Origin of the sequence: Novosphingobium sp. NDB2Meth1 (genome assembly GCF_900117425.1) — a bacterium.
In the GTDB taxonomy this organism is placed as follows: domain Bacteria; phylum Pseudomonadota; class Alphaproteobacteria; order Sphingomonadales; family Sphingomonadaceae; genus Novosphingobium.
The window spans coordinates 807,190-831,459 of record NZ_FPEH01000011.1 but is presented as its reverse complement, the minus strand read 5'-3'; the positions used below and the strand labels follow the sequence as shown (position 1 = coordinate 831,459).

Here is a 24,270-nt window from a genome sequence, read left to right as displayed (position 1 = left end):
GTGGGTGCGTCAAACCTTCGCCAGGCTGACTTCGATCTAGCCTTTGCGTTCGGTCGTTCGGAAGCGGCTGCTTATCGCAACGCCGCCGGCACGCTTACGGCCGCTGCAGCCGATACGCCGCGCTTCGATTATGACACGTTGCTGTCGCCGCGCGGCCTGCTGGTGAGCGCCGGCGTGGAGCTTGGCGGTGGCGATCGCGTGGAGATCGAGCCGGAAATCCTCCCGGCCGCGCTGTTCGACTTTACGACGCCGACCGCCAGCGATGCGACCGTGTTCCACTGGTTCGCGCCGACAGTTGCAAATGATGCAGACTGGCTGCCTGTTCGCCGTGCCTGGTACACCCGCAATGCAAAGGCTTGCGTCGATGCACTGGCGGCGCAGGCCGGCCATCATCTCGCGCTGGGCGTGGTCAGCGGCTTTCGGGCGAATGTGCTCGGATCAGTCCAATATCGCGGCTATGCCTGGACAATCGCCGGCGTGTTGCTCGCCGGCGAGGCCGCGATCGCTGATGCAGCTGGCAGGCCGCTGCTCACAAGCGGCGCAAGCAAGCGGGGATAGCGATGTCCGGCGCTGCCGAGCCCCTTCCGCGCCTCGATCCTGCCGAGGCGATCGCGTTCTTCCGCGCCAAGGGCTGGGAGATCGCCTTCGACTGGCGCGACGTGTGGGCGGAGGAGAATATCCGCGCATTCACGGTCGCCAAGGCGATGAGCCGGGATCTGCTCGAGGATATTCGCGGCGCCGTCGATACGGCGCTGGCGGAAGGGCAGACGCTGCAGCAGTTCGCCAAGGACCTGGCGCCCAAGCTCTTCGCCAAAGGGTGGTGGGGCAAGAAGCTGATGACCGATCCCGCGACGGGAGAGCAGAAGGTTGTCCAGCTCGGCAGTCCGGCGCGGCTGCGCACGATCTACGAAACCAACCTTCGCACGAGCTACATGGCCGGGCGCTGGCAGCGGATCGAGAAGGGCAAGGCGCTGTTCCCGTTCATCCGCTATGTCTCGGTGCTCGACGGGCGTGAGCGGCCTCAGCACCACGCCTGGCATGGCACGATCCTGCCCGTCGACGATCCCTGGTGGGACACGCACTTCCCGCCATGCGGCTGGGGCTGCCGGTGCGACGGGCAGCCGATCAACCGGCGGATCATGGAGCGGCGCAACTGGAAGAGCGAGGCACCGCCCAAATTTGTCGAGCGCAGCTACGTCAACAAGCGCACCGGCGAAGTGATCCGCGTCGAGGCCGGGATCGATCCCGGGTGGGGCTACAACGTAGGCAAGGCGCCGCTTGACGGGCTTGCGCCAGCGCCGCGCCTGGGCGGCGACATGGGCGAGCTTAATGCCGCGGCGTTCTCCGATCGCGAGTTTGCCCGGGTTAAGCCGTTCTTCGATGCGTTCGGCCTTGGCGACAAGGCGGCCGCGACGAAGGGCAAGATCTGGCAGGACGCGGCGGGCTGGCCGGCGGCGATCTCGCTGGGGCTGCTGCGCGGCCCGACCGGGCGCATGATTAAGCTCAAGGCGGGCGAGCTGCGAGCGCTCGAGGCGGCGGCCGGCGTGCTGCTTCAGCCGGACAGCATAGCGTGGGTTTGGGTCAAAGGTGAGGATGGGCGCCTGCTGCTGGTCCGGCGCTATGCCGCGGCCGGCGGCGCAGTCGATATCGGTGGCAGCTTCTGGCGCTGGCGGGCCGGCAGTACGCGCGGGCTTGCCTCGGGCAAGGCCGTGTGGACTGCGGACCAGGGCGAAATCAACGCAAAGCGCAGTCGCTACGTTCGCGATCGCAAGGGACGATTTGCGTCAACCGGTGGCGCGGGCCAGTGGTCCCGGCCTGATCGGGCGCAGGCGCTGGCTGCAATGAAGGATGCGAAGCGCGCTGGCGACGTCAAGCCGTTCAAGCGCACCCGGGTCGGCGCAGTCTCTTCAGCAGCGGCGGGCAAGGGCAAGGCCGGCGGCATCGATATTGCCGGCCGCAGCATCGTGCTCGATCACACCTTTGCCGCTCATATCATCGGGGCTCACGGCCCGGATGTCGCGGCGATTTCCGGTGAGCTGCCAATCACCGGGCGGCTGTTGATGGACAGCCACCGGCTTATGAGCCGTGCCGATACCATCGAGCGGAGCGGGATCGGGCATCGCATGATGCCGCGGCTCAAGGCAGTGGTGCCGCATCAGGGCGTGAAGCTGGCGATCATTGCCGACGTGTCGGCCGACAAGGTGATTATCGTGTCGGTCCATGAGGATCGGCCCGGCGGCAAGAAGCTGAACCGCGATGCGCAGGCCAAGCTGCGCAAAATGCTTGCCAGGGAGGCCAGGGCACGCCGGAAGGGAAAGGGCTGAGAGACCGCGTGCCTACATGCTCGATCCGAAGATGGAGCCCAAGGCCCCACGTCCGAAACGTCAGGCGGCTGGGCTTGCCTTACACCTTCGCGAAGGTCCGTTCAATCGGCTTGGCTAAACCGGCTTTCTGTGCGTAAGCACGGGGAGCGCGCCGCCTTGCTGACGTCTATGTCGGTCGGCATGTAACGGGGCCACGCGGCGCCTCGGTACAGCCGGGTTCATGACCCGGCCCGCGCATCCTTCCCTGGCAAATGAAGAGGCGGCTCTTGCTTCGATGCAGGAGCTGATCGGCGCCGACGGGAAGGTGAAGCGCGAGTTCCTCGTCCTTCCCTACGGCAATCCGTTCTACGGCCGCGATGGCCGCGGGCCGTGGATCATGCGCGACGAGGCGCATGCCGAGAAGGTGCTCAACTTCACCCGCCAGATGCTGGGCGGTGTCGACATGATGATCGACTACGATCACGCGTCGGAACTGGCGGCGCCCGAGGGCAAGGGCCGCGCCCTGGCGGCCGGCTGGGTCAGCAAGCTCGATATCCGTGAGGACGGCATTTGGGCGAGCGTCGACTGGACGCCGCAGGCCGAAGCCGAGCTCGCCGCGCGGCAGTACCGCTACATCAGCCCCTATTTCCGCGTCGACAAGGTGACCCGCGAAGTGACGCGCCTGGTCAACGCCGGCCTCACCAACACCCCGAACCTCGATCTTCCAGCGCTTGCCCACATGCGGGCCAGCGCACCTGCAGGAGAAGACCCTACCATGACCATGATTGCCCTGGCGCCGCTTGTCGCGGCGCTGGCCCTGGCAAGCTCGGCCGGCGAGACGGAAGTCCTCGCCGCGATCGGGAAGCTCAAGGCCGACCGTGATGGCAGCGAAGCTGCCCTCAATGCTGCCCGCACCGAACTCGGCCTTGGTGCCGACGCCGGCAGCGAAGCGGTCCTCGCCGCCGTGCAGGCAGTGAAAGCGGCAAAGCCGGATCCGGCGCAGTTCGTGCCCAAGGCCGGATATGACCAGCTGCAGGCGCGGCTTGCCCGTCTCGAGGAGGACCGTGTCCTCGCCTCGGTCGAGGCTGCCGTGGCCAATGGCAAGCTGCCCCCGGCGATGAAGGAGTGGGCGATCGATCTCGGCAAGAAGGACGAGGCTGCGCTCAATTCTTACCTCGCCGCCGCCGTGCCGTTCCCGGCCGGCGCTGCGATCACCGGCGAGCCGAAGCCTGAGAAGGGCAAGCTCACCGAGGACGAAAAGGCGATCTGCGCGATGATGGGGCTCACCGAGGCCGACTTCATCAAGCATCGCGACGAAGGGAACCTCTGACATGGCGGCACTTACCGATGCCCGCGTCACGCCGCGGCGCGATGCGGAAACCTTCCTTCGCGGCGTCGCTGCCACGAAGAAGATCTTCGAGGGCTCGCTGGTCTGCCTCAGTGCAACCGGCTTTGCCACGCCCGGCGCCGTCGCCACCACCCTCAAGGCTGATGGCATCGCGCTGACCACCGTCGACAACACCAGCGGCGCCGACGGCGCTGTAAGTGTCGAGGTCCGCAAGGGCACGTTTCGCTTCGCGAACAGCGCGGCGGGCGACCTCATCACCAGGGCCGAGATCGGGACCACTTGCTACGTGGTCGACGATCAGACCGTGGCGAAGACCAACGGCACCAACACCCGCAGCGCCGCCGGCATCGTTGTCGACGTCGATGCCCAGGGTGTCTGGGTCAAGATCGCCTAAGGAGGGCAGGAAGCATGAAGATCACCGGAGCAGCGCTCCAGACGCTCGGCGTCGCGTTCAACACCGCGTACTCCAACGGCGTCGACCTGGTGGCGGACACGTCCATCAGCGATATCGCGATGGAAGTGCCCAGCACCACGGGCAAGGAAGAATACGGCTGGCTGGGCGAACTGCCCGACATGCGCGAGTGGGTCGGTGACCGCGTCGTCAACCAGCTCCAGGGCTCGACCTACTCGATCGTCAACAAGGACTGGGAGCAGACCGTTGCGGTCAAGCGCAACGACATCGAGGACGACAACGTCGGCCAGTACACCACGCGCTTCCGCGCGATGGGCCGAGCCACCGCATCGCACCCGCCGAAGCTTGCCTGGGGCCTGCTCAAGAACGGTTTCAGCACCGTCTGCTACGATGGCCAGTTCTTCTTCGACACGGACCATCCGGTGCTCGATGCGACCGGCACGCCGCAGTCCGTGGCCAACTTCGTCGACGGTGCTTTCGCGCCCTGGTACCTGGTCGATACGGCGCACGAGATCTCGCCGATCATCTTCCAGAACCGCCAGCGCCCGAACTTCGTGGCGAAGGACAAACCCGACGACGAGAACGTCTTCCGCCGCAAGGAATTCCTTTACGGCGTTGACGCCCGCTACAACGTCGGCTTCGGCCTGTGGCAGCTCTGCTACGCCTCCAAGGCGGACCTGACACCGGACAACTTCGGGACGCTGTTCTCGATGATGGAAGGCCAGAAGGGCGACTATGACCGGCCGCTCGGCACGACGCCGAAGATGCTGATCGTGCCGCCGGTGCACCGCAAGAAGGCGATGCAGATCGTCAATGCCTCGCGCGACGCCGCCGGCGCCGAAAACGTGTGGCAGGGCTCGGTCGCGCTCAAGGTTGTGCCGTGGCTGGCCTGATGCCGATCGGCGGCGCGCTGCGCGTGAAGGCTTTGCAGCCTTCGCGTCGGCGCGCGGGCTTCGCCTTCTCCTCGAACCCGCGCGAGATCGCTTTCGAGGAGCTGGGCGAAGGCCTCGCCGGGTTCATTCGCCTGGTCATGATCTGCGAGGATGCGTTCCTGCAGACCGTGCTGGTGAACGGCAGCGAAGAGCTGCCGGTGGACGCCGACGTGCTCGCCGAAATGAAAGGCGTGCTCGAAGCCGAGAAGCTGCGCGTCGACCCGGCCAATCCGCCGGAAGCGATCCTCCAAATTCAGACCCCTGACGGGTCGCAATCCGAACCGACTGGCGCGGCCGCGCCTGCCGAGGACGAAAGCGAGAAGGCTTTGGGCTCAGCACGCACCGAAGCTGTCGATCCCGGAAGGGCAGACGATGCGGCCGCGGCATCGTCTGAGAATGATCGCGAACAGGCGGACGAGGCAGCAGCTGATCAGAAGGCTGCATCGGACGAAGATCATCAACCGGGGGCGACTGTTCCGGCCCCGGTCGCGGAGCCCGATACCCCCGCGAGCGAAAGCCAACCGGCCGGGGAGGAAATCGCCTCCCCGGCCGCCGAGCCCAAGCAGCGGACCAACACCAGGCGCGAAAAGGCCAAAGCCTGACCGCGCTGCCGGGCGGCGCCGCCAGGCGCGCCGCCCGGCCCCCATTCTCTACCAGCGAGGAAGCTGAGCCGTGTCCACCTTTGCCACCGTCGCAGACATGCGCGCGCGCTTCGAGGAGCCGGACCTTGTCCAGCTCACCGATGTCGCCGGCGTCGGCGCGGTGGACGAAGAGAAGGTCGAGGCGAAGCTCGCTTCGGCCGACGCGCTGATCGTCGGCTACATCGCCGCGCGCTACCGCGACGTAAGGAACTTCGCCGGCAACTCGATCCTGAAGGACGTCGCCTGTGACTATGCCTTCTCGCTGCTGTGGAAGACGGACCTCCCCAAGTGGGTCGAGGACCGCCGCAAGCTTGCGCTCGACACGCTGAGCCGGATCGCGGCCGGCAGCATCAAGCTCGACCAGGGCACCGAAGAGGCGCAGCCGCGCCCGGGCCAGATCCTGACCAGCGGGCCGGAGCGGCGCTTCACCCGCGACAGCCTGAGCGGCTACTGATGTCGGTCTCGTTCCGCGTCACGTCCGAAGGTGCTCTCGCGATCGAGCGCAAGCTCGCGGGCCTGGTCAAGGCCTTTGGCAACCTCGAGCCGCTCATGGAAGGCTTCGGCCTCTACCTTGAAAGCGCGACGATCGACCGCTTCGAGAATGAGCGCGGCCCCGATGGCCAGCGCTGGAAGCCTTCGCTGCGCGCACGGCAGCAGGGCGGCAAAACTTTGACCGATCGTGCGCAACTGCGCTCCTCGATCACGTCGCAGGCTGGCCCCGAAAGCGTCGAGGTCGGTACCAACAAGATCTACGGCGGCATCCACCAGTTCGGCGGCACCATCCGCGCGAAGAACGGCGAGTATCTGACTTTCCGCCTGCCGGGCGGTCTCGGTGTCCGCCGGGTGAAGTCGGTCACCATGCCGGCGCGGCCGTTCCTTGGCCTCTCCAGCGAGGACGAAAACGAGTTGCTCGCGCTGACTGCGGATTACACGCGGCAGCAGCTGGGAGACGGCGCATGATCGGCGCGATCGAGAACGCCATCATCGGCGCGTTGCGTGCCCGGTCAGAGGCCGGCGAGCTGGGCTACAAATACCGCCTGCTCGACACCTATCCGGACGACTTCGACCAGTACTTCGTGGACAAGAAGGGCCAGATCCGCGCGCCCGCCGCGTGGTGCACGTTTCTCGCGCTCGATGATTGCCAGGATTTCGGCGACGGCCAGGGCGTCCAGGGCATCGGCCGGTTCGCGCTTGTCCTGGCGGCGCAGAACCTGCGCAACGAGACCGCCACGCGTCACGGCGGCCCTGACGGGCAGAGCGAGCCGGGCAGCTATCAGCTGGTCGAGGATGCCCTCCGCATCCTGTCCGACAACTGGCTTGAGGACGAACCGAACGTCCGGCTGATCCGCTCGATCGCGGTAGCCGGTGTCCGCCTCGTCCAGCGCACTGAAATGATGGCGAAGAACAACCTCTCGCTGATGGCGGTCGAGCTGCGCTGCACTTTCCCGATGGGCCGCTTCAGCAGTGAAGCTGAAGGTTTCGAGCAGCTGCATATCGACTGGGATGTGCCGCCGATCGGCAACGTAATCCCGCCGCTGCCTGCCGCCCGCGCCGATGCGCGCGACGATATCGCGGTGCCGCAATGAGCGTGCGCCCTGAAGCCACCCCCATTGTCGCCCGGCTTTCAGCCGCTGGCGATGTCGTTTCCGGAAAAAGGAAAACCGCATGATCAGCTTCAACACTATCCCGGCCAGCACGCGCGTTCCCGGGCAGATGATCGAGTTCGACGCGAGCCGGGCTGTTTCGGGCATCGCGCCGATCGACAACCGCGTTCTGCTGATCGGGCAGCGCCTTGCCTCGGGTACTACTCCGGCGCTGACTGTCCGCGCGATCGCGGATGCCAGCGAGGGGATTACCCGCTTCGGCCGCGGCTCGATGCTTGCCCGCATGATCTCCGCCTATCGCAAGGTCGATCGCTACTCGAAGATCTATGCGATCGCGCTCGATGATATCGGCGGCGGCGCGGCCGCGACGGGTACGATCACGGTGACCGGCACCGCTGCGAACGCCGGCACGATCCCGCTCCTTGTCGCGGGCGTCCAGATCGATGTGCCTGTCGCGGCGGCGGCGACTGCGGCCAACGTTGCGACGGCGATCGTGGCGGCAATCACCGCCAATCCCGATCTTCCGGTAACTGCGGCGGCGGCCGCGGGTGTGGTCACCCTGACCTGCCGGCACAAGGGCACCGTCGGCAACGCGATCGACGTGCTTCAGAACTACCTTAGCCGCGCCCAGGTCCCGACCGGCATTGCGCTCGCATTTGCGGCCATGTCCGGCGGCGCAACGGATCCCGATATCGACGGCGTGTGGCCGGTGATCGGCGACGAACCCTATCGCACGATCGTCTCCGCGCTTAGCGACGCTACCACCTTCGGCAAGATCAAGGCGGAGCTGGACAGCCGGTGGGGCGCCCAGCGGATGCTGGAGAGCGTGGCCTATCTGGCGAAGAGCGGCAACACTGGGGCGCTCACCGCTTTCGGTGCCGCGCGCAACAGCGAGCTGGTGACCATCCTTGGCATCGGTGACAGCCCGACTTGGGAGCCCGAGGCGGCGGCGATCTATGCGGCTGTCTGCGGCTTCTACACCGCGATCGATCCGGCCCGACCGCTGCAGACGCTGCCGCTCACCGGATTGATCGCACCGGTCGAGGCCACGCGGTTTACCCGTGCCCAGCGCGAACTGCTGCTTGCCGACGGCATTGCCACCTACACCGTCGACAGCGGCGGGACTTGCCGCATCGAGCGCTCGATCACGACGTATCAGACCGACGCGCTCGGCATCGAAAGCGTTGCTTATCTCGACCTCGAGACGGTGACCACGCTGGCTTATTTGCGCGCGACGCTGCGCGCCCGGATCGTGAGCAAGTTCCCACGCCACAAGCTTGCGTCGGACGGCACAAAGTACGGCGTCGGGCAGGCGATCGTGACGCCCTCCGTCATTCGCATGGAGATCATCGCGCTTGCCCGCGAATGGGAAGCGGCCGGCCTTGTCGAGAACCTCGACCAGTTCATCGCCGACATCATCGTGGAGCGCGACGAGAGCGACGTGAACCGCATCAATGCACTCGTGCCGCCCGACATCGTCAACCAGTTCCGCCAGTTCGCGGCCGCGATCCAGTTCCGGCTCTGACGCCGCGCAAGCGGCCTCTGAGAGGCTTCTCATCCCACTTTCAGAAAGGCACCCACGATGTCCAATCCCAACCAGGTGGTCGGCCAGGTCAATCTCAAGATCGACGGCGCTACCTATCCCACCGATGGCACCTCGAGCATGGAAATCGGCGGCACGATGCGCGAGCCGGTCGAGGGCGACAATGATGCCAGCGCGTTCAAGGAGTCGACCAAGCCTGCCAAGTGCGAGGTCAACATCCTCTACAAGAAGGGCGTGAGCCTTTCCGCACTGCGCGCGATCGACAACGCCACCGTGATCCTGGTGACCGATACGGGAACGACATGGCTGATGCGCAACGCCTACGTCTCCGACGTGATCACGTGGAGCCAGGATGGCAAGGCCAAGGTCGTCTTCCAAGGCCCGCCGGCGGAGGAAGTGCTGTGAAGGCGCCGCTCACCTATACGCTGCAGCATCCGATCATCCTCAACACGCGCAGCACCGATGGCACCGAGCGCGAGGAGGAACTGCGCCCGGCCGGTGCAACGATCGTGCTGCGCAGGCCCAAGGGCAAGGACATGCGCGTCGTCGACCAGTTCGAGGGCCAGAACGTGGCTATCACGCTCGCCCTGATCGGCAAGCTGACCAATCTCGACGCGCAGGAAGTCGAGAACCTGGACGCGGAGGACTTGGCCGGCCTGGGGGAGCTTGTTGGCGGCTTCGTGCCGAGTTCCCGCAAAACTGGCGGGACCTCCTAGCCGATCTCGCGATCGTATTCGGCTGGCCGCCATCGGAGTTGATGGCGCTCACGGCCGACGAACTGGAAATGTGGCTCGGCCAGGCCGAGCGGATCCACGCGCTGCGCGGAGGGTGACCTATGTCTCTCAAGTTCTCGATGATGCTGGAGGCGATCGACCGGGTGACAGCCCCGGCCAAGCGCATCCAGAATTCGATGAAAGGCATCGGTCGGCATGCGAAGGAAATGGCGCGTGACGTTGGCCGGGTAGGCCGCGAGGCGGCGGAGATCACCCGGCTTGACCGGGCGTCGCGCGTGCTGGTCGGCGCGATCGGCGCGGCGGGGCGAGCGGCGAAGTACTGGGCGGGAAAAGCGGGCCTCGGCAGCTGGGGCGATGCGGCCGAGCTGGCGGGCTTCGGCATCGGGCGACTTGCGCGAGGCATTGGCGCGTTCGCAGTGGATGCTGCGCGGTGGGCCGGTGCGGCCGGCATCGGCGCCGTTACGTTCTCACTCTACGATCTGTTCAGCACAGCGGGGCAATTCGAGGCCTTCCAAACCCAGCTCAACCGGGAGTTCGGTTCGATCGCCAAGGGCAAAGCTGCGATGAACTGGATCCAGAAGTTCGCCGCCGACACGCCCTATGAGCTCGAACAGGTGACAGCGGCGTTCCTGCAACTCCGCAGCTACGGCATCGATGCAATGGACGGCTCGTTGCGCAGCGCGGGGGATGCGGCGGCGGCAATGAACAAGGACGTCGGCAGCGCGGTCGAAGCACTGGCAGATGTCATGCAGGGTGAGTTCGAGAGGCTCAAGGAGTTCGGGATCTCCGCCAGCCAGCAGGGCAAGAAGGTTCGCTTCAGCTGGACGAAGGATGGCAAGGCGATGTCGCTCGATGTCGCCAAGAACTCGCTCGCCATGAAGAAGGCGATCACCGGCATTTGGGATAGCAAATTCGGCGGCGCAATGGAGGCCCAGAGCAAGACGCTGTTTGGCATCATCTCCAACCTCAAGGACGCATGGTCCCGCTTCCTGGTGATGATCGCGGACGCCGGCATTTTTGACCTGGTAAAAGGAAAGCTTCAGCAGCTGCTCGAGTGGGTAGGCAAGATCTCCGCCAATGGGCAGTTGAAGGCTTGGGCAGAATTCATTTCGAAGAAGCTGGAAGAGGCCGTCAACTGGCTCACGAGCTTCAAGCAGTCGGACTGGGATGCGATCAAATCTGATCTTCGGGAGGTCGGTGAAGCGGCCAAGCGCATAGCTGACTTCGTACTGCTTATCGCACAAAACTGGGATCGGGTTCGCGCCGCCTCAGAGATCGCGACCGCGCTCACTCCATCCATTGGATTGACCAACAGGGTAATCGACATCGTCACCGGCAAGCCGCCCGCGCCGCCTCCCGGCCGTCCGCCATCGCCACCGGGGGGAGCCACGCCGCGCCTCACAAGGCCGTCTCCTTTGCGTCAAGGCGCGAGCGGCTATTCCGCCAGGGACTTTCAGGGCTCGGCGCCGGTCAAGGTTGGCGGCGCGGTCAAGGTCGAGCTGGTTGCTCCCGATGGCTGGGGTGTCCGCACCCGCGAGATGAAGTCCGACAATCCCAAGGTGCCGCTGCTGCTGCAGTATGGCCGCTCGATGGGGACGCCGCAATGAGCTGGCGCGAGGACTATCAGCCGGGCTCGTTCCGCGGCGTGCCGTTCCGCACGCAGTCGCACGAACGCAGTGGTGGGCGGCGCAATGCGGTGTTCGAGATGCCTGGGCGCGATGAGCCGCTGATCGAAGACCTTGGCCGTCGCGCGCGCCAGTTCGTGCTGGAATTCCACGTGATCGGCGCGGACTATCGCAGCGCGCGTGATGCGCTGATCGATGCGCTCGAGGCGCAAGGTCCGGGCCTCCTCGTCCATCCCTGGCATGGCCAGATGATGGTTGCGGTCATGGACTATCGTACCTCGGAGAGCACCGAGGATGGCGGGATGTGCTGGTTCAACGTCACCTTTGCGGAGGCGGGGATCGAAGTCGCCGCGCCCGTTGCAGTTGAAGGCGGAAAGCAGGGTGCCGCAGCAGCAGACGAGGTTGTCGCCGCGGTGCCCGAACGGCTCGCCGGTTCGTTCTCGATCGAGGATGCAGCGGCGTTTGTCGAGGACGCGTCGGCCACCCTCATCACCGGCATGGCGCAGACAACGCAGATCGCAGCCAGTCTGCAGGGCGGCGTCGGCCCTGCGCTGCGGGCATTCGAAGCCGGACTCTCGCTGTTGCCCGCGAACATGCAAGGCTTGCTGCGCGCGCCCCTGTCGCTCGGCCTTGCGATTGTTGGCCTGGTCTCGACGGTCTCGGCGCTGAGCACATCGCCGCGGCGCAAGATCGCGGCACTGACGATCATGCTCGACTGGATCCCGCAAGAGCCGGGGTCATTCGCTGCCACCCGCAACCGAGTTCGCGAAGCGGCCAACCGTGACGCCTTGCTGAACGCCTTCCGCATGACGACGGCCGCCGAGCTGGCCCGCGCCGTGAGTGCCAGCAGCTTCGCCAGCTACGAGGAAGCCGTGGGCATTCGGGACGCTGTGACAACGCGCTTCGATGTGCTCGCGATCGCGGCGGCCGATGCCGGCGATGACGACACCGCAGAGGCCTTTGACCTGCTTCGCCGAGCGGTAACCCGGGACATCGCCGTGCGCGGATCGAACCTCGCTCGCACCTATGGCGTGGTGCTTCCGCAGAGCGAACCGGCGCTGCGCCTCGCCAACCGTGTCTATGGCCGCAAGGATGTGGCCGATCGCGCGGCGGAGCTGGCGGCGCGCAATGCTGTGCTGCACCCGGGCTTCCTGCCCGTCGGCGTGGAGTTGCAGCTGCTGACCGCGGGCGACACCGCCGCCATCGAGACAGGTGCGGCATGACAGCGGCATTTGATCGTCTCGCGCGGCATGACGTGACGCTCTGGCTCGATGGGCGCGGGTGGGCGGGCTGGACGTCGATCTCCATCGAGCGCGGCATCGACACCGTCGCAGGCGGCTTTGACATCAGCTTCACGAGCAGGGTCCGCACTGGCGATCTGGCGTGGGCGGTTTCGGCCGGCATGCCGTGCCAGGTGACGTTGGGCGCGGAAACGGTGGTGACGGGTTATGTCGACGCAGTGAGCCGCTCGATCGACAGCCAGAATGTCTCGATCAATCTGCGCGGCCGCGACAAGGCAGCCGATCTGGTCGACTGCTCGGCCATCAACTCGCCCGGGATGTGGCGCGGCCAGAAGCTTGAGGCGATCGCGCGTGAAATCGCAGCGCCATTCGGTGTCGAGATTGAAGTCCAGACCGATACGGGCAAGCCCTTCACCCGCTTCGCCTTGCAGCAGGGCGAGACTGCATGGACCGCAATCGAGCGCATGGCGCGCTACCGCGGCGTGATCGCCTGGTCGACGGGCGATGGCACGATCCGCATCGGCAATCCGGACAGCGGCGAAGTCGCCGGGCAGATCATCTCCGGCGTCAACGTGCTCGCCGCAGAGAGCGACCAGGACCACAGCGCGCGGTTTTCCGACTACGTGGTGAAGGGGCAGGCATCGGGCGATGACAACCGTCATGGGCGAGCTACGGCGCAGGTGAAGGCGGAAACCCGCGACGCTGGCGTCACGCGTTACCGGCCCTTGCTGGTTGTTGCCGAAGAGCAGTCCGATACGGCCAGCCTGCGCAAGCGCGCGGCGTGGGAGGCACAGACCCGCGCCGCCAGAAGCCTGCAGCGCCGGGTCACCGTACCGGGCTGGTATGCCGGCAACTATGCTTCCGGTCCGGTCTGGCGGCCAGGCGCGCGCGCCTATGTGCGCATTCCGTGGTGCGCCGTTGACGAGACCTTGCTGATCGAGCGGGTGCGCCTGGCGCGTGATGGTGAGGGTGGAACGATCAGCGAGCTCACGCTGGTACCGCCAGAGGCATGGGCACAGCTGGCCGAGCCGGAGCCGAAGCGATGAACGCGCGCGAAGATATGCTCCGTCTGATCGCGCCAATCGCGGGTCGCGTACGGCTGATGCTGTCGCGCGCGATCGTCAATCTCGTTTCCGACGAGCCGCAGGCGCAGGAGCTGCAGATCGACCTTCTGGCCGATGAGACGCACGATGCGGTCGAGCGCCTGCAGGACTACGGCTTCACCAGCGTGCCACATGCGGGGGCAGAAGCCCTTGTTGGCTTCGTTGGGGGCCTGCGCAGCCATGGCGTTGTGATCGCTGTTGGTGACAGGCGCTATCGCCTGCGCGGCCTCGAGGCCGGCGAAGTCGCCATGCACGATGATCTCGGCAACGTGGTGAAGCTTGGGCGCAACGAGCTCACTATCGAGGGGGTGGCCAAAGTGCGGGTGATCGCGCCGATCGCAGTGATCGAGGCCGATGACGTCCGGCTCGGCGGCGACGGCGGCGCAGCCGTTGCTCGTGTCGGCGACGACGTGAACCTCACGACGGGCAAGATCATCAGCGGCAGCGCGAAGGTGACAGCGGCATGATCGACCTTGCTCTTGAATGGAACAACGACACGTCGATCGCCGACCTCGTGCTGAGCAGCGGAGCGCTGCAGACGCATTCGGGGCTTCGCTCGGCTATCCTTATCTCGCTCTTTTCGGACGCGCGCGCGGACGACACGGCGATCCTGCCCGAAGAGGGCGGCGATCGCGGCGGCTGGTGGGGTGATGACTTCGGCGGAGAGGTCAGCTCGGCCGCTGCGGATCGTGACGATAGGAACGCCATCGGCTCGCGCCTTTGGCTGCTGCGCCGATCAAAAGTCACGCAGCAGGTCCTTCGCGACGCGCGCCAGCATGTCCTGGACGCGCTGGGCTGGCTGATCCGGGACGGCATCGCCAGCGCAGTTTCCGTCGAGGTCGAGGTGCAGGGTGACCGCCTCGCGATCGCTGTCACGCTCGATCGGCCGACCGGCCCTGCGCGCGAGCGCTACGACTTCACCTGGGAGGCATCCGTATCATGACGCTGGTCCGTCCGACCCTTTCGGCGCTCATCGAGCGCGCTCGCTCCGACATAGAGTCGCGGCTCCCCGGCGCCGACAGCCGGCTGCGCCATTCGGTGCTGGACGTGCTTGCCCGGGTGCACGCCGGCGCGGCTGCCGGGCTCTACGGCTATCTGGCCAATGTTGCCGAGCAGCTGATGCCCGATACTGCGTCAAGCGACTTTCTTGTCCGTCACTGCGCTGTGTGGGGCCTCCGTCGCAAGGCAGCTGTCGCGGCGATCATTTCTGCCACTGCGACAGGGACCAACGGCGCGGTCATTCCTGCGGGCACACAAGTGGCGCGGAGCGATGGCGCGATTTACGCCGCGACGGCTGCGGCGACGATCAGCGGCGGCACTGCCGTGGTCTTGCTGCAGGCAGTGGATGCGGGGCTCGGCGGCAACGTTGCAGGCGGAACCGTCCTGACGCTTTCGGCGCCAACTCCCGGCATCAACGCGACGGTCACCGTCGTCGCGACAACGACGGCAGGGGCCGAAGAGGAGGACGACGAGGCCTTGCGCGCCCGGCTCCTGCAGCGGATCCGGACACCGCCCAAAGGCGGCACAGCGTCCGACTATGTGGGCTGGGCGCTGGAGCAGGCCGGTGTCACGCGCGCATGGTGTTACCCCGGCTGGCTGGGGGCCGGAACTGTGGGGCTGACATTCGTCATGGACGGCCGGGTCGACCCGGTTCCGCTTGCCGGCGACGTGCTGGCGGTCCAGCAGGCCCTTGATCAACTGCGGCCGGTGACCGCTGCTTTGACCGTTTTCGCGCCAGCGACGTTGCCTGTGAACTTCACTGTCGCCGCGACGCCCCCCACGCCGGCAGTAGAAGCCGCAATCACCGCCGAGTTGCAGGATTTCTTCCGGCGTGAGGCCGAGCCGGGCGGCACCATCTACCTCAGCCGGATCAATGAAGCGATCAGCCAGGCCGAGGGTGAGTTCAACCACGTCCTCAGCGCTCCGGCCGGCAACCCCACGGCAAGCCCGGGCGTATTGCCCGTGCTTGGGAGCATCACGTTTGCATGAGCGGCGAGATGATCTATCCACGTGGATCGGGCGCCTACTTCGAGCAGCTGCGCGCCCTGCTGCCGCGCGGTGCCGCTTGGATCTGCGAAGCTGGTACCACGCTTGGCAAGCTCCTGTCCGGGCTGGCGGTCGAACTGGCCCGTATCGATGCGCGCGGCATTGATCTGATCGAGGAAGCTGATCCGCGCACAGCCTATGAGCTGCTGCCGGACTGGGAGCGCGTGGCCGGGCTTCCCGACACATGCACAGGCGCGCCAGAGACAGCGCGGGAACGACAGGCAGCGCTGCATCAGAAGCTGACGTCGACGGGCGGCCAGACCATTGCGTACTTCATCGACTTGGCCGCTAAGGCGGGGTTCCTGATCGAGATCGATGAGCACCGGCCGGCAGTTGTCGGCATGGCATGCGATGCCGAACTGTACGGCGAGGCCTGGGCGTTTGCATGGACCGTGCGCGTCCTCCCGTTCAACGGAACGCAGCAAGGGGAATTGCCCGTTGCGGTCGCAGAGGCCGGCGATCCAGTCGGAATACCGCTCCGCGGCTGGGGCGCACTTGATCTGGAATGCCTGATCGGCCGCGCGCGCCCGGCTCACACCACCGTCCTGTTTGCCTACGAGGTCGAGCCAGAGCCGGCCCTGTGGTTTGATTTCACGCGATGAGAAGGATCTGACATGCACCGCATCGACACATTGGGGAACGTTGAGGGCAAGTTCGACGAGGGCAATCCCGCCACCGGACAGCGCGCCACGCGGATCTCTGCCGACTGGATGAACGACGTTCAGGAGGCGCTCTGCTACCTGATCGAGCAGCAGGGCATCACGCTCGAAAAGGGCGACGAAACCCAGCTTCGGGCAGCGGTGCTCGACCTTATTTCCGGCGTGATCGGGGCGGGCGGCGGCGCTGTTCCGACTACCCGGCAGGTCAATACGTCGGGCCTCGCCACCGGCGGTGGCGATCTGGCGGCGAACCGGACCATCAACGTGCCCAAGTCCAGCTCGGCCGAGATTACCGCCGGCTCGCTGGATACCAAGGCGATCACGCCGGCAGGCCTTGCTGCAGCGTTTGCCGGCGTTGCCGGGCTCAATGGCTATGTGCCGCTGCCCGGCGGTTGGCTGCTGCAGTGGGGCTACCTTCGCGGGGCCTACAGCGAGGGTAGCGTAGCTGTCACCTTCCCGACGACCTTCCCAACCGCCTGCTACGCTGCAATCCCGGTTGCCGTGAACCTGCCGGCGAACAACTCGTACGACGTGTGGTGCCAGGGCGTGAGCAAGTCGCCGACCGGCGCCAGCTTCTATTTCAACTTCGATGGGGACGCGACGAACTCGATCAGCGGCCTCGACTACATCGCGATCGGCAAGTGATCGCCACAAGACGGAGATTTGGACATGGGCAAATTCTGGAGTGCCGAAGCCGGCGGTTTCTACGATGAGGACATCCACGGCGCGAAGCTGATCCCAGCTCCGCAGTCCGCGCGGGAGATCAAGGCCGGGAAGCGGCCCAAGATGGTGCCCAATCCGGATTGCCTCATCCCGGCAGACGCCGTGGCGATCAGCGATCAGACGTACGGTAGGCTGATGGACGACCAGTCCGCCGGTCTCGAAATTGTCGACCTGGGCAATGGTCCGCTCGCACGAACGCGTGAGCAGGATCCGGAAACCCGGCAGACGATGCGGCAGCGGCAGCGCGATCGGCTGCTCGCCGCCAGCGACTGGACCCAGCTCGGCGACACACTGGTCGACCAGCCGGAACTGAAATCGGCCTGGGCGGCGTATCGCCAGGCGCTTCGCGATCTCGACATGGAAGGCGAAGATTGGCCAACAGCGCCCGCCAACAGCTGAGGAGATACCACGCTGCCCTCTAACGGGGGCGGCCGAGGCGGTCGCAACGCCTCGAACCGCGAGAGACAAGCTCGCACCTTGGGGCTGGCGCGCCAGCCTTCAGGCTCCCCCGGCCGTCACGGCGGAGCAGTGATAGGTGCTCACACATGAAGGAGTCGTTTAGGTGCGGCGCTTGCAACGCGCTGCTGTTCAAGGCAGATACTGGGGCACTGGCAGGCACGATCGAGATCAAGTGCCGGCGGTGCCGCCAGATCAATCAGCTGAGGCCAGTGAGCCCTCCGAGAGCGCGGGATTGAGCGCCGTCGGAGACCAGATGTGGATCTACAACCAATCAAGCCGGTAAGGCCGGTCGCACCATGGCAGGGCGGCAAGCGCGCGCTGGCAAAACGTATCTCGGAGCGGATCGAGGCTATTCCGCACACCCGCTATGTCGAGCCCTTCGTGGGCATGGGTGGGGTATTCTTCCGCCGTCGGCGTCGGCCACAGATGGAGGTAATCAACGACATCAACAGCGATGTTGTGACGCTCTTCCGCATCCTGCAGCGGCACTACCAGCAGTTCCTCGACGTGCTCAAATGGCAGGTGTGCAGCAGGGCCGAGTTCGAGCGGCTGGCACAGGTTGATCCGGAGACGCTGACCGACCTCGAACGCGCAGCGCGCTTCCTTTACCTGCAGCGTGCGGCCTTCGGCGGGAAGGTGGCCAAGCAGACCTTCGGCATCGACTTTCAGCAAGGTGCCCGGTTCGATCTGACCAAGATCGTGCCGATGCTCGAGGATGTGCATGAGCGGCTTTGCGGAGTGGTGATCGAGCGCCTGCCGTTCGCGGCCTGTATCACCCGCTATGACAGCAGGCCGGGGACACTGTTTTACCTCGATCCGCCGTACTGGGGGTGCACGGATGACTATGGCATCGGGCTGTTTTCAGAGGCCGACTTCGTGGCTCTGAGAGACCTCTTAGAGCAGTTGCAGGGGCGCTTCATCTTGTCGTTGAATGATACCCCGGAGGTTCGACGTCTCTTCGCCGGATTCGACATCGAGGAGGTCAGCCTGCATTATGGCGTGGGTGGTGGGCAGCGGCCTGCCAGAGAGCTGATCATCACCGCGCGATCTTCACCGTGAAGGGCAAAGTTGAGGATGTCGAAGAGTAATCCCGTTGAGGCAATCACCGCGTGGATGGATGCTGGAAGCGAGGAGCCAAACATCTCGTTTGTTTGCCCTCATTGTCACTCGATGACCCAGCAGGCTATGGGCTGGCTAAACTACCTTGCTATACCCAATGGTGGCATTGGTGGTGGGCGAAGCACCAAGGAGCGAGGGTTCATCTTTGCTGGCTGCCTAGTTTGTTCACGGGAGACCATCTTTTTCGGCGATCAGGTAATCTTCCCGCTCTATGTGGATGCGCCTCTTCCATCGCCAGACATGCCTGACGAGATCAGAGCTGACTTTGAGGAGGCTAGACTGATTGTTGGGCAATCCCCCCGTGGCGCTGCTGCCCTGTTGCGTCTTGCAATCCAGAAGTTTTGTCCTCTTATCGGCGCAACTCCTGGCGACATAAACGCGATGATCGGCGAGCTAGTTGCCAAGGGAAAAATCACACCAATCATTCAACGAGCTCTCGATTCGGTGAGGGTCATTGGCAACGAGGCTGTCCATCCTGGAACGATCGATTTGCGTGACGATCCGGGCATGGCTTTGGCTTTGTTTCGGTTGATCAATCTCATCGTAGAGAAGGTCATAACTGAGCCCCGGCACGTCGATGAAGTCTTTGCATCATTGCCACCAGGTAAGCTCGCGGGCATCAATCGCCGAGATCAAGACCCCGGGCGAGGCTGAATTGAGTGCTCCAGAATGTCTTGTCCGCTACTCCAGAAGCTCTTGTCGCGCTTCACTAGCGCGGTGTTTGGCCGCTGCCCACCCCCGACCCCTCCCGCAAGCGGGAGGGGGGAATTAAGCGCAGCCCTTAATGCCCCTCCCGCCTGCGGGAGGGGTTGGGGTGGGCATGCGGCAAGGCGCTGATCGATGCGAGTGCGGGAAGGCTGGCTGGGGCGGCAGGATTCGAACCTGCGGATGGCGGTACCAAAAACCGCTGCCTTACCACTTGGCGACGCCCCATCAGGGTGGCGCGCTTATAGCGGCGGGTTTGCATTGGACAAGGGGCGGATGGGGCAGATGCACCCTCTTCGTTCACACCATTCCCCACACCCGCTCTTGCTGAGCTTGTCGAAGCATTACGCGCGGCGGTCGCGTAAGGACCCTTCGAAAGGCTCAGGGTGAGCGGATGTGGGAGGATAGTGGCTTTAAAGCGTGCCTTCCGGCAGCGCGTCGAAGTCGGCCGCGCTGTGGCGTTCAAGGATGCCCTTGTTGGTGTTGACGAGGCGGCCGCGCTTGGCGCCCGGACGCGCGTCGATTTCCGCGACCCAGCGGCCGACGGCTTCGTATTCGTGCATCGAAAGGAACGTCGCCGCATCGCCGTAGGCTTCGCCGCGGTAAATGTTGCCCAGCCACGGATAGGCCGCCATGTCGGCGATCGTGTACTCGTCGCCCGCAAGGAAGCGAGTCTGCTTCAGCTGGTTGTTGGCGACGTCGAACAGCCGCTTGGTTTCCATGGAATAGCGGTCGATCGCATATTCGATCTTGAACGGCGCATAGGCATAGAAGTGCCCGAAGCCGCCGCCCATGAACGGCGCCGAGCCGACCTGCCAGAACAGCCAGGAAAGCACTTCGGCGCGCGCGGGGCCGGAAGCGGGGATGAACTGGCCGAACTTGTCGGCAAGGTGGAGCAGCATCGCGCCCGATTCGAACAGCCGAAACGGCTCGGGTCCGCTCTTGTCGAGCATCGCGGGGATCTTGGAATTGGGATTGAGATCGACGAAGCCACTGCCGAACTGGTCGCCTTCGAAGATCTTGATCAGCCAGGCATCATACTCGGCTTCCGCGATGCCCAGCTCGAGCAGCTCCTCGAGCATGATCGTGACTTTCTGACCGTTGGGCGTGCCGAGCGAATAGAGTTGGAACGGATGCTCGCCGACCGGGAGTTCCACGTCCTTCTGCGCACCGGCGGTGGGGCGGTTGACGCCCGCAAAGGCGCCTCCGTTGGCCTTGTCCCAGACCCAGACCTTGGGCGGCACGTATTCTTCGGACATATGAATCTCCTCTTGGGAATGGCGTGCCCCAAGAGTGGCGTCGCGGTGTGACGATGGCAAGGCGGACGGGGGGCGCAGATATTCTGCTGGCGCCCCACCTTTTTCTATCGCGACAGGGCTTCCAGCGCAGAGACGAGCTCGTCGAAATGGTCGATCACCGCGTCGGCGCCGAGCTCGCGGGGCGGCAGGTCGTTGAACCCGAAGCTCACGGCGACGACCGGCAGGCCCGCCGCGCGCGCTGCTCCCACGTCGAACGTCGTGTCCCCCACGAATGCAGCCCTCCCGCCGCCACAGCGCGCCACCATTTCGTGGAGCATGTCCGGCGCAGGCTTGGCGCGGCCCGGCCCCAGCGTGTTGCCCCCGATGATCGTGGCGAAGCGCGGGGTGAGGCCCATTTCGTCGAACAGGCGGCGGGCAAGGTCCTCGCGCTTGTTGGTGGCGATGGCGAGGTGGACGCCGCGCGCGGCAAGCGCGTCCAGCATGGCCTCGCCGCCGGAGAACAGTGCGGTGTGGCGGGCAATGTTCTCGGCATAGAAGCCGACCAGCACGTCTTGCAGCGCCGTCACGTCGATCCCGTCTGCGCTGCCGCCATGAGCGAGCGCCGCGCGCAGCATCTGCCCGGTGCCCCCGCCGATGAAGGTGCGGGCGAGATCGAGCGAGACGGGTTCGCGGCCGATATGGCCCAGTGCATGGTTGAGGGCATGGGCCAGGTCCGCCGCCGTGTCGAGCAAGGTGCCGTCGAGGTCGAATCCGACGATCTGGAAGGGAAAATCCGTCATGCCCCGCTCCGTGGCGGCGCATTCTGGAAACTGCAAGGAAATGCTGGCAAGGAACGCGCATGACTGATGCTCCCGCTCCGCTCGCTCTTGTCGTCCTTGCCGCCGGCAAGGGCACCCGCATGAAAAGCGACCTGCACAAGGTGCTCCACCCGATCGCCGGGCGGCCGATGTTGATGCACTTGCTGGCCAGCGCCGATGCGCTGGAACCGGCGCGCAAGGTCGTCGTGGTGGGGGCCGGGCGCGAGCAGCTCGAGAAGGCGCTGGACGGCACTGCGGACCTTGCCGTGCAGGACCCGCAGCTCGGCACCGGCCATGCCGTGCAGCAGGCCGAAGGCGCGCTGGCCGGGTTCGCAGGCGATGTGCTGATTCTCTACGGCGACGTTCCTTTCGTGCGAACCGAGACAATGCGCGCGATGCTGGAGCGGCTGCATGGTGACGATAATCCGGCGGTGGTCGTGCTGGGCTTCGAGCCCGAGGATGCACTGCAATATGGCCGCGTGATCGCCGAGAACGGCGTGGTCACGAAGATGGTCGAGCACAAGGATGCGACCGAAGCCGAGCGCGCTTGCCGTTTGTGCAATTCAGGCCTGATGGCGGTGCGCGGGAGCGAACTGTTCGCCCTGCTGGCGCGGGTCGGCAACGACAATGCGCAAGGCGAATACTACCTCACCGACATCGTCAACGTCGCGAACGGCGATGGCCGCGTCTGCGCGGTGGTGGTGACGGACGATGCCGATGAAGTGGCGGGGATCAACAGCCGCGCCGAACTCGCCGAAGCCGAAGCGCGCTGGCAGAAGAAGCGCCGGCTGCAAGCGATGGCGGACGGCGCCAGCCTCGTCGCGCCCGAGACGGTGTGGTTTGCCTGGGACACCGTGCTCGGCCGCGATGTGACCGTGGAGCAGAATGTGGTGTTCGGCCCCGGCGTGACCGTGGCGGACAACGTGGTGATCCACGCCTTCTGCCATATCGAGGGCGCGCGGCTGGAGCCGGGCGTTTCGGTAGGGCCCTTCGCGCGGCTGCGGCCGGGCGCGGTGCTGGAAGAGAAGGCGCGCGTCGGCAATTTCGTCGAAGTGAAGAACGCGGTATTGCACGCAGGCGCCAAGGCCAACCACCTCACCTACCTCGGCGATGCGGATGTGGGCGCGGGCGCGAACATCGGCGCGGGCACGATCACCTGCAATTATGACGGTTACTTCAAGTATCGCACGGTGATCGGCGAGCGTGCCTTCATCGGCTCCAACTCTGCCCTCATCGCGCCGGTGAAGATCGGCGCGGACGCGATCGTGGCGGCGGGTAGCGCCGTCAGCCGCGATGTGGCGGATGGCGAGCTCCGGCTTGTGCGCGGCGAGCAGCTGGTCAAGCCCGGCTGGGCCGACCGCTTCCACGACGCGATGAAGCGCAAGAAGGCCGAGCGGAAATGATCGAGATCGTCCCGGCCACGGAGGATCACCTCGATGGCTGGGCGGCGCTACGCCATGCGCTGTGGGACGAGCTGACCGCGGCGGAACATCGCGCCGAGGCGCAGGAACAGCTGGGCGAGCCGGAGCGCCTGCTCAATCTGGTCGCGCTCGATGGTGACAAGGTCGTCGGCTTTGCGGAAGCCGCCCTGCGGCATGACTATGTGAACGGGTGCGAGACCTCGCCCGTGGTGTTTCTGGAAGGCATTTACGTCGATGCATCGGCGCGCGGGCAGGGCCTTGCGCGGCGGCTGTGCGATGCGGTGGCAGACTGGGGCCGGGCGCACGAGTGCAGCGAATTTGCCTCCGATGCGCTGGAGGATGATGCGGATAGCCACGCATTCCACCGCGCCGCAGGATTTGCCGAGACCGAGCGCGTCGTCTATTTCCGCCGCGAACTCTGACAAGAGATTTCGATGCCGATTGCTCAGCTCAATGTCGCCCGCTTCCGCCGCCCCAAGGCGGACCCCGCCAACCAGTCTTTCATGGACGCGCTCGATCACGTGAATGCGCAGGCCGATGTGGCGGACGGGTTCATCTGGCGGCTGGTGGGTGAAGGCGATGCCAACGATGCGACCGCGATCGAGGCGGTGGCGGGGGACGCCGATTTCATCGTCAACCTCTCGGTCTGGCGCGATGTGCCTTCGCTCGAGGCCTTTGCCTATCGCCAGGCCGATCACCGCAGCGTGCTGGCGCGGCGGGGCGAGTGGTTCGAGCCGATGGAGCCTTCGCTGGCGCTGTGGGAGGTGCCGGAGGGCCACATCCCGAGCGTGGCCGAGGCGCTCGACAAGCTGGCGCAGCTGGGCCGTGACGGGCCGAGCGCGGCGGTGTTCACGTTCAAATGGTGGCGAGCAAATCGTTCGGGTTGACCGGGCATTCAAGTGCTTCGGTGTTTGCGCAGTCTGGCGATGTATTCGAGCTCGTGTTTGGCGGCATTGCTGTCTGGATCGTATTTCTGCGATTCCAGCATGTGCTTTTCGGCATCATCCAGCTTGCCAAGTTCGATTTCCGTATAGCCCATGCCGCGCAGCGCCCGCGCACGGTATTTGGGCTGGCTTTCGTCGTCAGCGTAGCTTGCTTTGTCCAGAGCTTCGGCGAACAGATCATGCGCGCGCTGCCACTGGCCAGCCATCTTGTACCACTCGGCGTATTCGTTGAGGAAATGCGCGTTGAGAGGTTCTCCCTCGTGCGCACGGCGCAGGAAGGTCTCGGCCTCAGCATTCCGGCCCATGTCAACCATGACATAGCCCTTCAGGAACAGAGCGATGCAGAAGGCTTCGTTGACCACAACGGTCTTGCCGCCGGGGGCTGAAGACTTGCCCTCGTTATGATCCGAGGCTGCGGTGAGAAGCAGCGCGAGGGTCTGCTTTTGATTTTCGCTACAGAACGTCGCGCTCCTAGCCTGCATCGATTCAAACGCTGCGATGACGGGATCGAGCAGCGGAATGACGCCTTCGAGATTGCCACGCTTTTGTTCGGCGAAGGCAGCATTGACGGCTGCCTGTGCCTGCTCTGGCGTCATGTCTGCCGCACAGGCTGTGCTTGCGCCAGCGGCAAGGCTACCGGCGGCGAGGAGAG

31 protein-coding genes and 1 tRNA gene are annotated in these 24,270 nt (G+C 65.3%); 28 read left to right on the top strand and 4 right to left on the bottom strand.

The window, feature by feature from the left end; translation table 11 throughout:
* From NDB2M1_RS04270 to NDB2M1_RS04150, 25 genes are all read left to right on the top strand, one after another.
* Positions 1-558 (top strand): hypothetical protein, encoded by a 558-nt coding sequence (locus tag NDB2M1_RS04270; RefSeq protein WP_072379782.1) that lies wholly within the window; start codon positions 1-3, stop codon positions 556-558.
* Positions 559-560: 2 nt separating this feature from the next.
* Entirely contained in the window at positions 561-2,324 is a 1,764-nt protein-coding gene (locus NDB2M1_RS04265; protein WP_072379780.1) for a phage head morphogenesis protein, read from the top strand.
* A 274-nt stretch (positions 2,325-2,598) separates the two neighbouring features.
* Positions 2,599-3,633, top strand: a complete 1,035-nt coding sequence (locus NDB2M1_RS04260) for a phage protease (protein WP_072379778.1) — start codon at positions 2,599-2,601, stop codon at positions 3,631-3,633.
* 1 nt (position 3,634) lies between these two features.
* Positions 3,635-4,045, top strand: coding sequence for a hypothetical protein (locus NDB2M1_RS04255; RefSeq protein WP_072379776.1), 411 nt, complete (start codon positions 3,635-3,637; stop codon positions 4,043-4,045).
* Positions 4,046-4,059: 14 nt separating this feature from the next.
* Complete coding sequence (locus NDB2M1_RS04250) at positions 4,060-4,956, top strand: Mu-like prophage major head subunit gpT family protein (protein WP_072379774.1); 897 nt, start codon at positions 4,060-4,062, stop codon at positions 4,954-4,956.
* Positions 4,944-5,597, top strand: a complete 654-nt coding sequence (locus NDB2M1_RS04245; protein WP_072379771.1) for a hypothetical protein — start codon at positions 4,944-4,946, stop codon at positions 5,595-5,597. Before NDB2M1_RS04250 ends, NDB2M1_RS04245 begins: the two co-directional genes overlap by 13 nt.
* Before the next feature lie 70 nt (positions 5,598-5,667).
* Positions 5,668-6,090 (top strand): gp436 family protein, encoded by a 423-nt coding sequence (locus NDB2M1_RS04240; RefSeq protein ID WP_072379769.1) that lies wholly within the window; start codon positions 5,668-5,670, stop codon positions 6,088-6,090.
* The gene (locus tag NDB2M1_RS04235; RefSeq protein WP_083554642.1) at positions 6,090-6,596 is read left to right on the top strand and encodes a phage virion morphogenesis protein; all 507 of its coding nucleotides are present in this window, start codon (positions 6,090-6,092) and stop codon (positions 6,594-6,596) included. The genes NDB2M1_RS04240 and NDB2M1_RS04235 overlap by 1 nt, the downstream gene beginning before the upstream one ends.
* Positions 6,593-7,222: a phage protein Gp37 gene (locus tag NDB2M1_RS04230; RefSeq protein WP_072379767.1), complete on the top strand. Its 630-nt coding sequence runs from the start codon at positions 6,593-6,595 to the stop codon at positions 7,220-7,222. The genes NDB2M1_RS04235 and NDB2M1_RS04230 overlap by 4 nt, the downstream gene beginning before the upstream one ends.
* A 79-nt stretch (positions 7,223-7,301) precedes the next feature.
* Complete coding sequence (locus NDB2M1_RS04225; protein WP_072379765.1) at positions 7,302-8,765, top strand: phage tail sheath subtilisin-like domain-containing protein; 1,464 nt, start codon at positions 7,302-7,304, stop codon at positions 8,763-8,765.
* A 57-nt stretch (positions 8,766-8,822) separates the two neighbouring features.
* Complete coding sequence (locus tag NDB2M1_RS04220) at positions 8,823-9,188, top strand: phage tail tube protein (RefSeq protein ID WP_072379764.1); 366 nt, start codon at positions 8,823-8,825, stop codon at positions 9,186-9,188.
* A complete protein-coding gene (locus tag NDB2M1_RS04215) occupies positions 9,185-9,499 on the top strand; it encodes a phage tail assembly protein (RefSeq protein WP_072379762.1) in 315 nt (104 codons plus the stop codon). The genes NDB2M1_RS04220 and NDB2M1_RS04215 overlap by 4 nt, the downstream gene beginning before the upstream one ends.
* 38 nt (positions 9,500-9,537) lie before the next feature.
* The gene (locus NDB2M1_RS23395; RefSeq protein WP_371328183.1) at positions 9,538-9,615 is read left to right on the top strand and encodes a hypothetical protein; all 78 of its coding nucleotides are present in this window, start codon (positions 9,538-9,540) and stop codon (positions 9,613-9,615) included.
* A 21-nt stretch (positions 9,616-9,636) separates the two neighbouring features.
* On the top strand, positions 9,637-11,124 hold the full coding sequence (locus NDB2M1_RS04205; RefSeq protein WP_143146607.1) for a tape measure protein: 1,488 nt from the start codon (positions 9,637-9,639) through the stop codon (positions 11,122-11,124).
* Positions 11,121-12,365 carry a DNA circularization protein gene (locus tag NDB2M1_RS04200; RefSeq protein ID WP_072379758.1) on the top strand — a complete coding sequence of 415 codons (1,245 nt, stop codon included), beginning with the start codon at positions 11,121-11,123 and terminating at the stop codon, positions 12,363-12,365. Before NDB2M1_RS04205 ends, NDB2M1_RS04200 begins: the two co-directional genes overlap by 4 nt.
* Positions 12,362-13,429, top strand: a complete 1,068-nt coding sequence (locus NDB2M1_RS04195) for a phage baseplate assembly protein (protein WP_072379756.1) — start codon at positions 12,362-12,364, stop codon at positions 13,427-13,429. Before NDB2M1_RS04200 ends, NDB2M1_RS04195 begins: the two co-directional genes overlap by 4 nt.
* Positions 13,426-13,953, top strand: a complete 528-nt coding sequence (locus NDB2M1_RS04190; RefSeq protein WP_072379754.1) for a phage baseplate assembly protein V — start codon at positions 13,426-13,428, stop codon at positions 13,951-13,953. Before NDB2M1_RS04195 ends, NDB2M1_RS04190 begins: the two co-directional genes overlap by 4 nt.
* Entirely contained in the window at positions 13,950-14,429 is a 480-nt protein-coding gene (locus NDB2M1_RS04185; RefSeq protein ID WP_072379752.1) for a phage GP46 family protein, read from the top strand. The genes NDB2M1_RS04190 and NDB2M1_RS04185 overlap by 4 nt, the downstream gene beginning before the upstream one ends.
* Complete coding sequence (locus tag NDB2M1_RS04180) at positions 14,426-15,475, top strand: baseplate J/gp47 family protein (RefSeq protein WP_072379750.1); 1,050 nt, start codon at positions 14,426-14,428, stop codon at positions 15,473-15,475. The genes NDB2M1_RS04185 and NDB2M1_RS04180 overlap by 4 nt, the downstream gene beginning before the upstream one ends.
* A complete protein-coding gene (locus NDB2M1_RS04175) occupies positions 15,472-16,134 on the top strand; it encodes a YmfQ family protein (protein WP_083554639.1) in 663 nt (220 codons plus the stop codon). The genes NDB2M1_RS04180 and NDB2M1_RS04175 overlap by 4 nt, the downstream gene beginning before the upstream one ends.
* 12 nt (positions 16,135-16,146) lie before the next feature.
* A complete protein-coding gene (locus tag NDB2M1_RS04170) occupies positions 16,147-16,836 on the top strand; it encodes a gp53-like domain-containing protein (protein ID WP_072379748.1) in 690 nt (229 codons plus the stop codon).
* A 24-nt stretch (positions 16,837-16,860) separates the two neighbouring features.
* Positions 16,861-17,313, top strand: a complete 453-nt coding sequence (locus NDB2M1_RS04165) for a phage tail assembly chaperone (RefSeq protein ID WP_216233936.1) — start codon at positions 16,861-16,863, stop codon at positions 17,311-17,313.
* Positions 17,314-17,459: 146 nt separating this feature from the next.
* Positions 17,460-17,609 carry a Com family DNA-binding transcriptional regulator gene (locus NDB2M1_RS23390; protein WP_083554638.1) on the top strand — a complete coding sequence of 50 codons (150 nt, stop codon included), beginning with the start codon at positions 17,460-17,462 and terminating at the stop codon, positions 17,607-17,609.
* Between the two features lie 19 nt (positions 17,610-17,628).
* Positions 17,629-18,432, top strand: a complete 804-nt coding sequence (locus NDB2M1_RS04155) for a DNA adenine methylase (RefSeq protein WP_072379746.1) — start codon at positions 17,629-17,631, stop codon at positions 18,430-18,432.
* Between the two features lie 111 nt (positions 18,433-18,543).
* Entirely contained in the window at positions 18,544-19,146 is a 603-nt protein-coding gene (locus NDB2M1_RS04150; protein ID WP_171955313.1) for a DUF4145 domain-containing protein, read from the top strand.
* A gap of 204 nt (positions 19,147-19,350) precedes the next feature.
* Here NDB2M1_RS04150 and NDB2M1_RS04145 read toward each other — a convergent pair.
* From NDB2M1_RS04145 to NDB2M1_RS04135, 3 genes are all read right to left on the bottom strand, one after another.
* Positions 19,351-19,425, bottom strand: a tRNA-Gln gene (locus tag NDB2M1_RS04145).
* A gap of 185 nt (positions 19,426-19,610) precedes the next feature.
* Positions 19,611-20,456, bottom strand: a complete 846-nt coding sequence (gene yghU / locus NDB2M1_RS04140; protein ID WP_072379744.1) for a glutathione-dependent disulfide-bond oxidoreductase — start codon at positions 20,454-20,456, stop codon at positions 19,611-19,613.
* 104 nt (positions 20,457-20,560) lie between these two features.
* Positions 20,561-21,235 (bottom strand): HAD-IA family hydrolase, encoded by a 675-nt coding sequence (locus NDB2M1_RS04135; RefSeq protein ID WP_072379742.1) that lies wholly within the window; start codon positions 21,233-21,235, stop codon positions 20,561-20,563.
* A gap of 59 nt (positions 21,236-21,294) precedes the next feature.
* Between NDB2M1_RS04135 and glmU the strand changes: the two genes are divergently transcribed.
* Genes glmU through NDB2M1_RS04120 form a run of 3 tightly spaced genes read left to right on the top strand, consistent with a single transcriptional unit; the run spans position 21,295 to position 23,561 of the window.
* Complete coding sequence (gene glmU / locus NDB2M1_RS04130) at positions 21,295-22,656, top strand: bifunctional UDP-N-acetylglucosamine diphosphorylase/glucosamine-1-phosphate N-acetyltransferase GlmU (protein ID WP_072379740.1); 1,362 nt, start codon at positions 21,295-21,297, stop codon at positions 22,654-22,656.
* Complete coding sequence (gene aac(6') / locus NDB2M1_RS04125; protein ID WP_072379737.1) at positions 22,653-23,096, top strand: aminoglycoside 6'-N-acetyltransferase; 444 nt, start codon at positions 22,653-22,655, stop codon at positions 23,094-23,096. Before glmU ends, aac(6') begins: the two co-directional genes overlap by 4 nt.
* A gap of 12 nt (positions 23,097-23,108) precedes the next feature.
* Positions 23,109-23,561: a DUF3291 domain-containing protein gene (locus NDB2M1_RS04120; RefSeq protein ID WP_072379735.1), complete on the top strand. Its 453-nt coding sequence runs from the start codon at positions 23,109-23,111 to the stop codon at positions 23,559-23,561.
* 8 nt (positions 23,562-23,569) lie between these two features.
* Here the strand turns inward: NDB2M1_RS04120 and NDB2M1_RS04115 are convergent, their stop codons facing one another.
* The gene (locus tag NDB2M1_RS04115; RefSeq protein WP_054120717.1) at positions 23,570-24,214 is read right to left on the bottom strand and encodes a tetratricopeptide repeat protein; all 645 of its coding nucleotides are present in this window, start codon (positions 24,212-24,214) and stop codon (positions 23,570-23,572) included.
* Between the last annotated feature and the right edge of the window lie 56 nt (positions 24,215-24,270).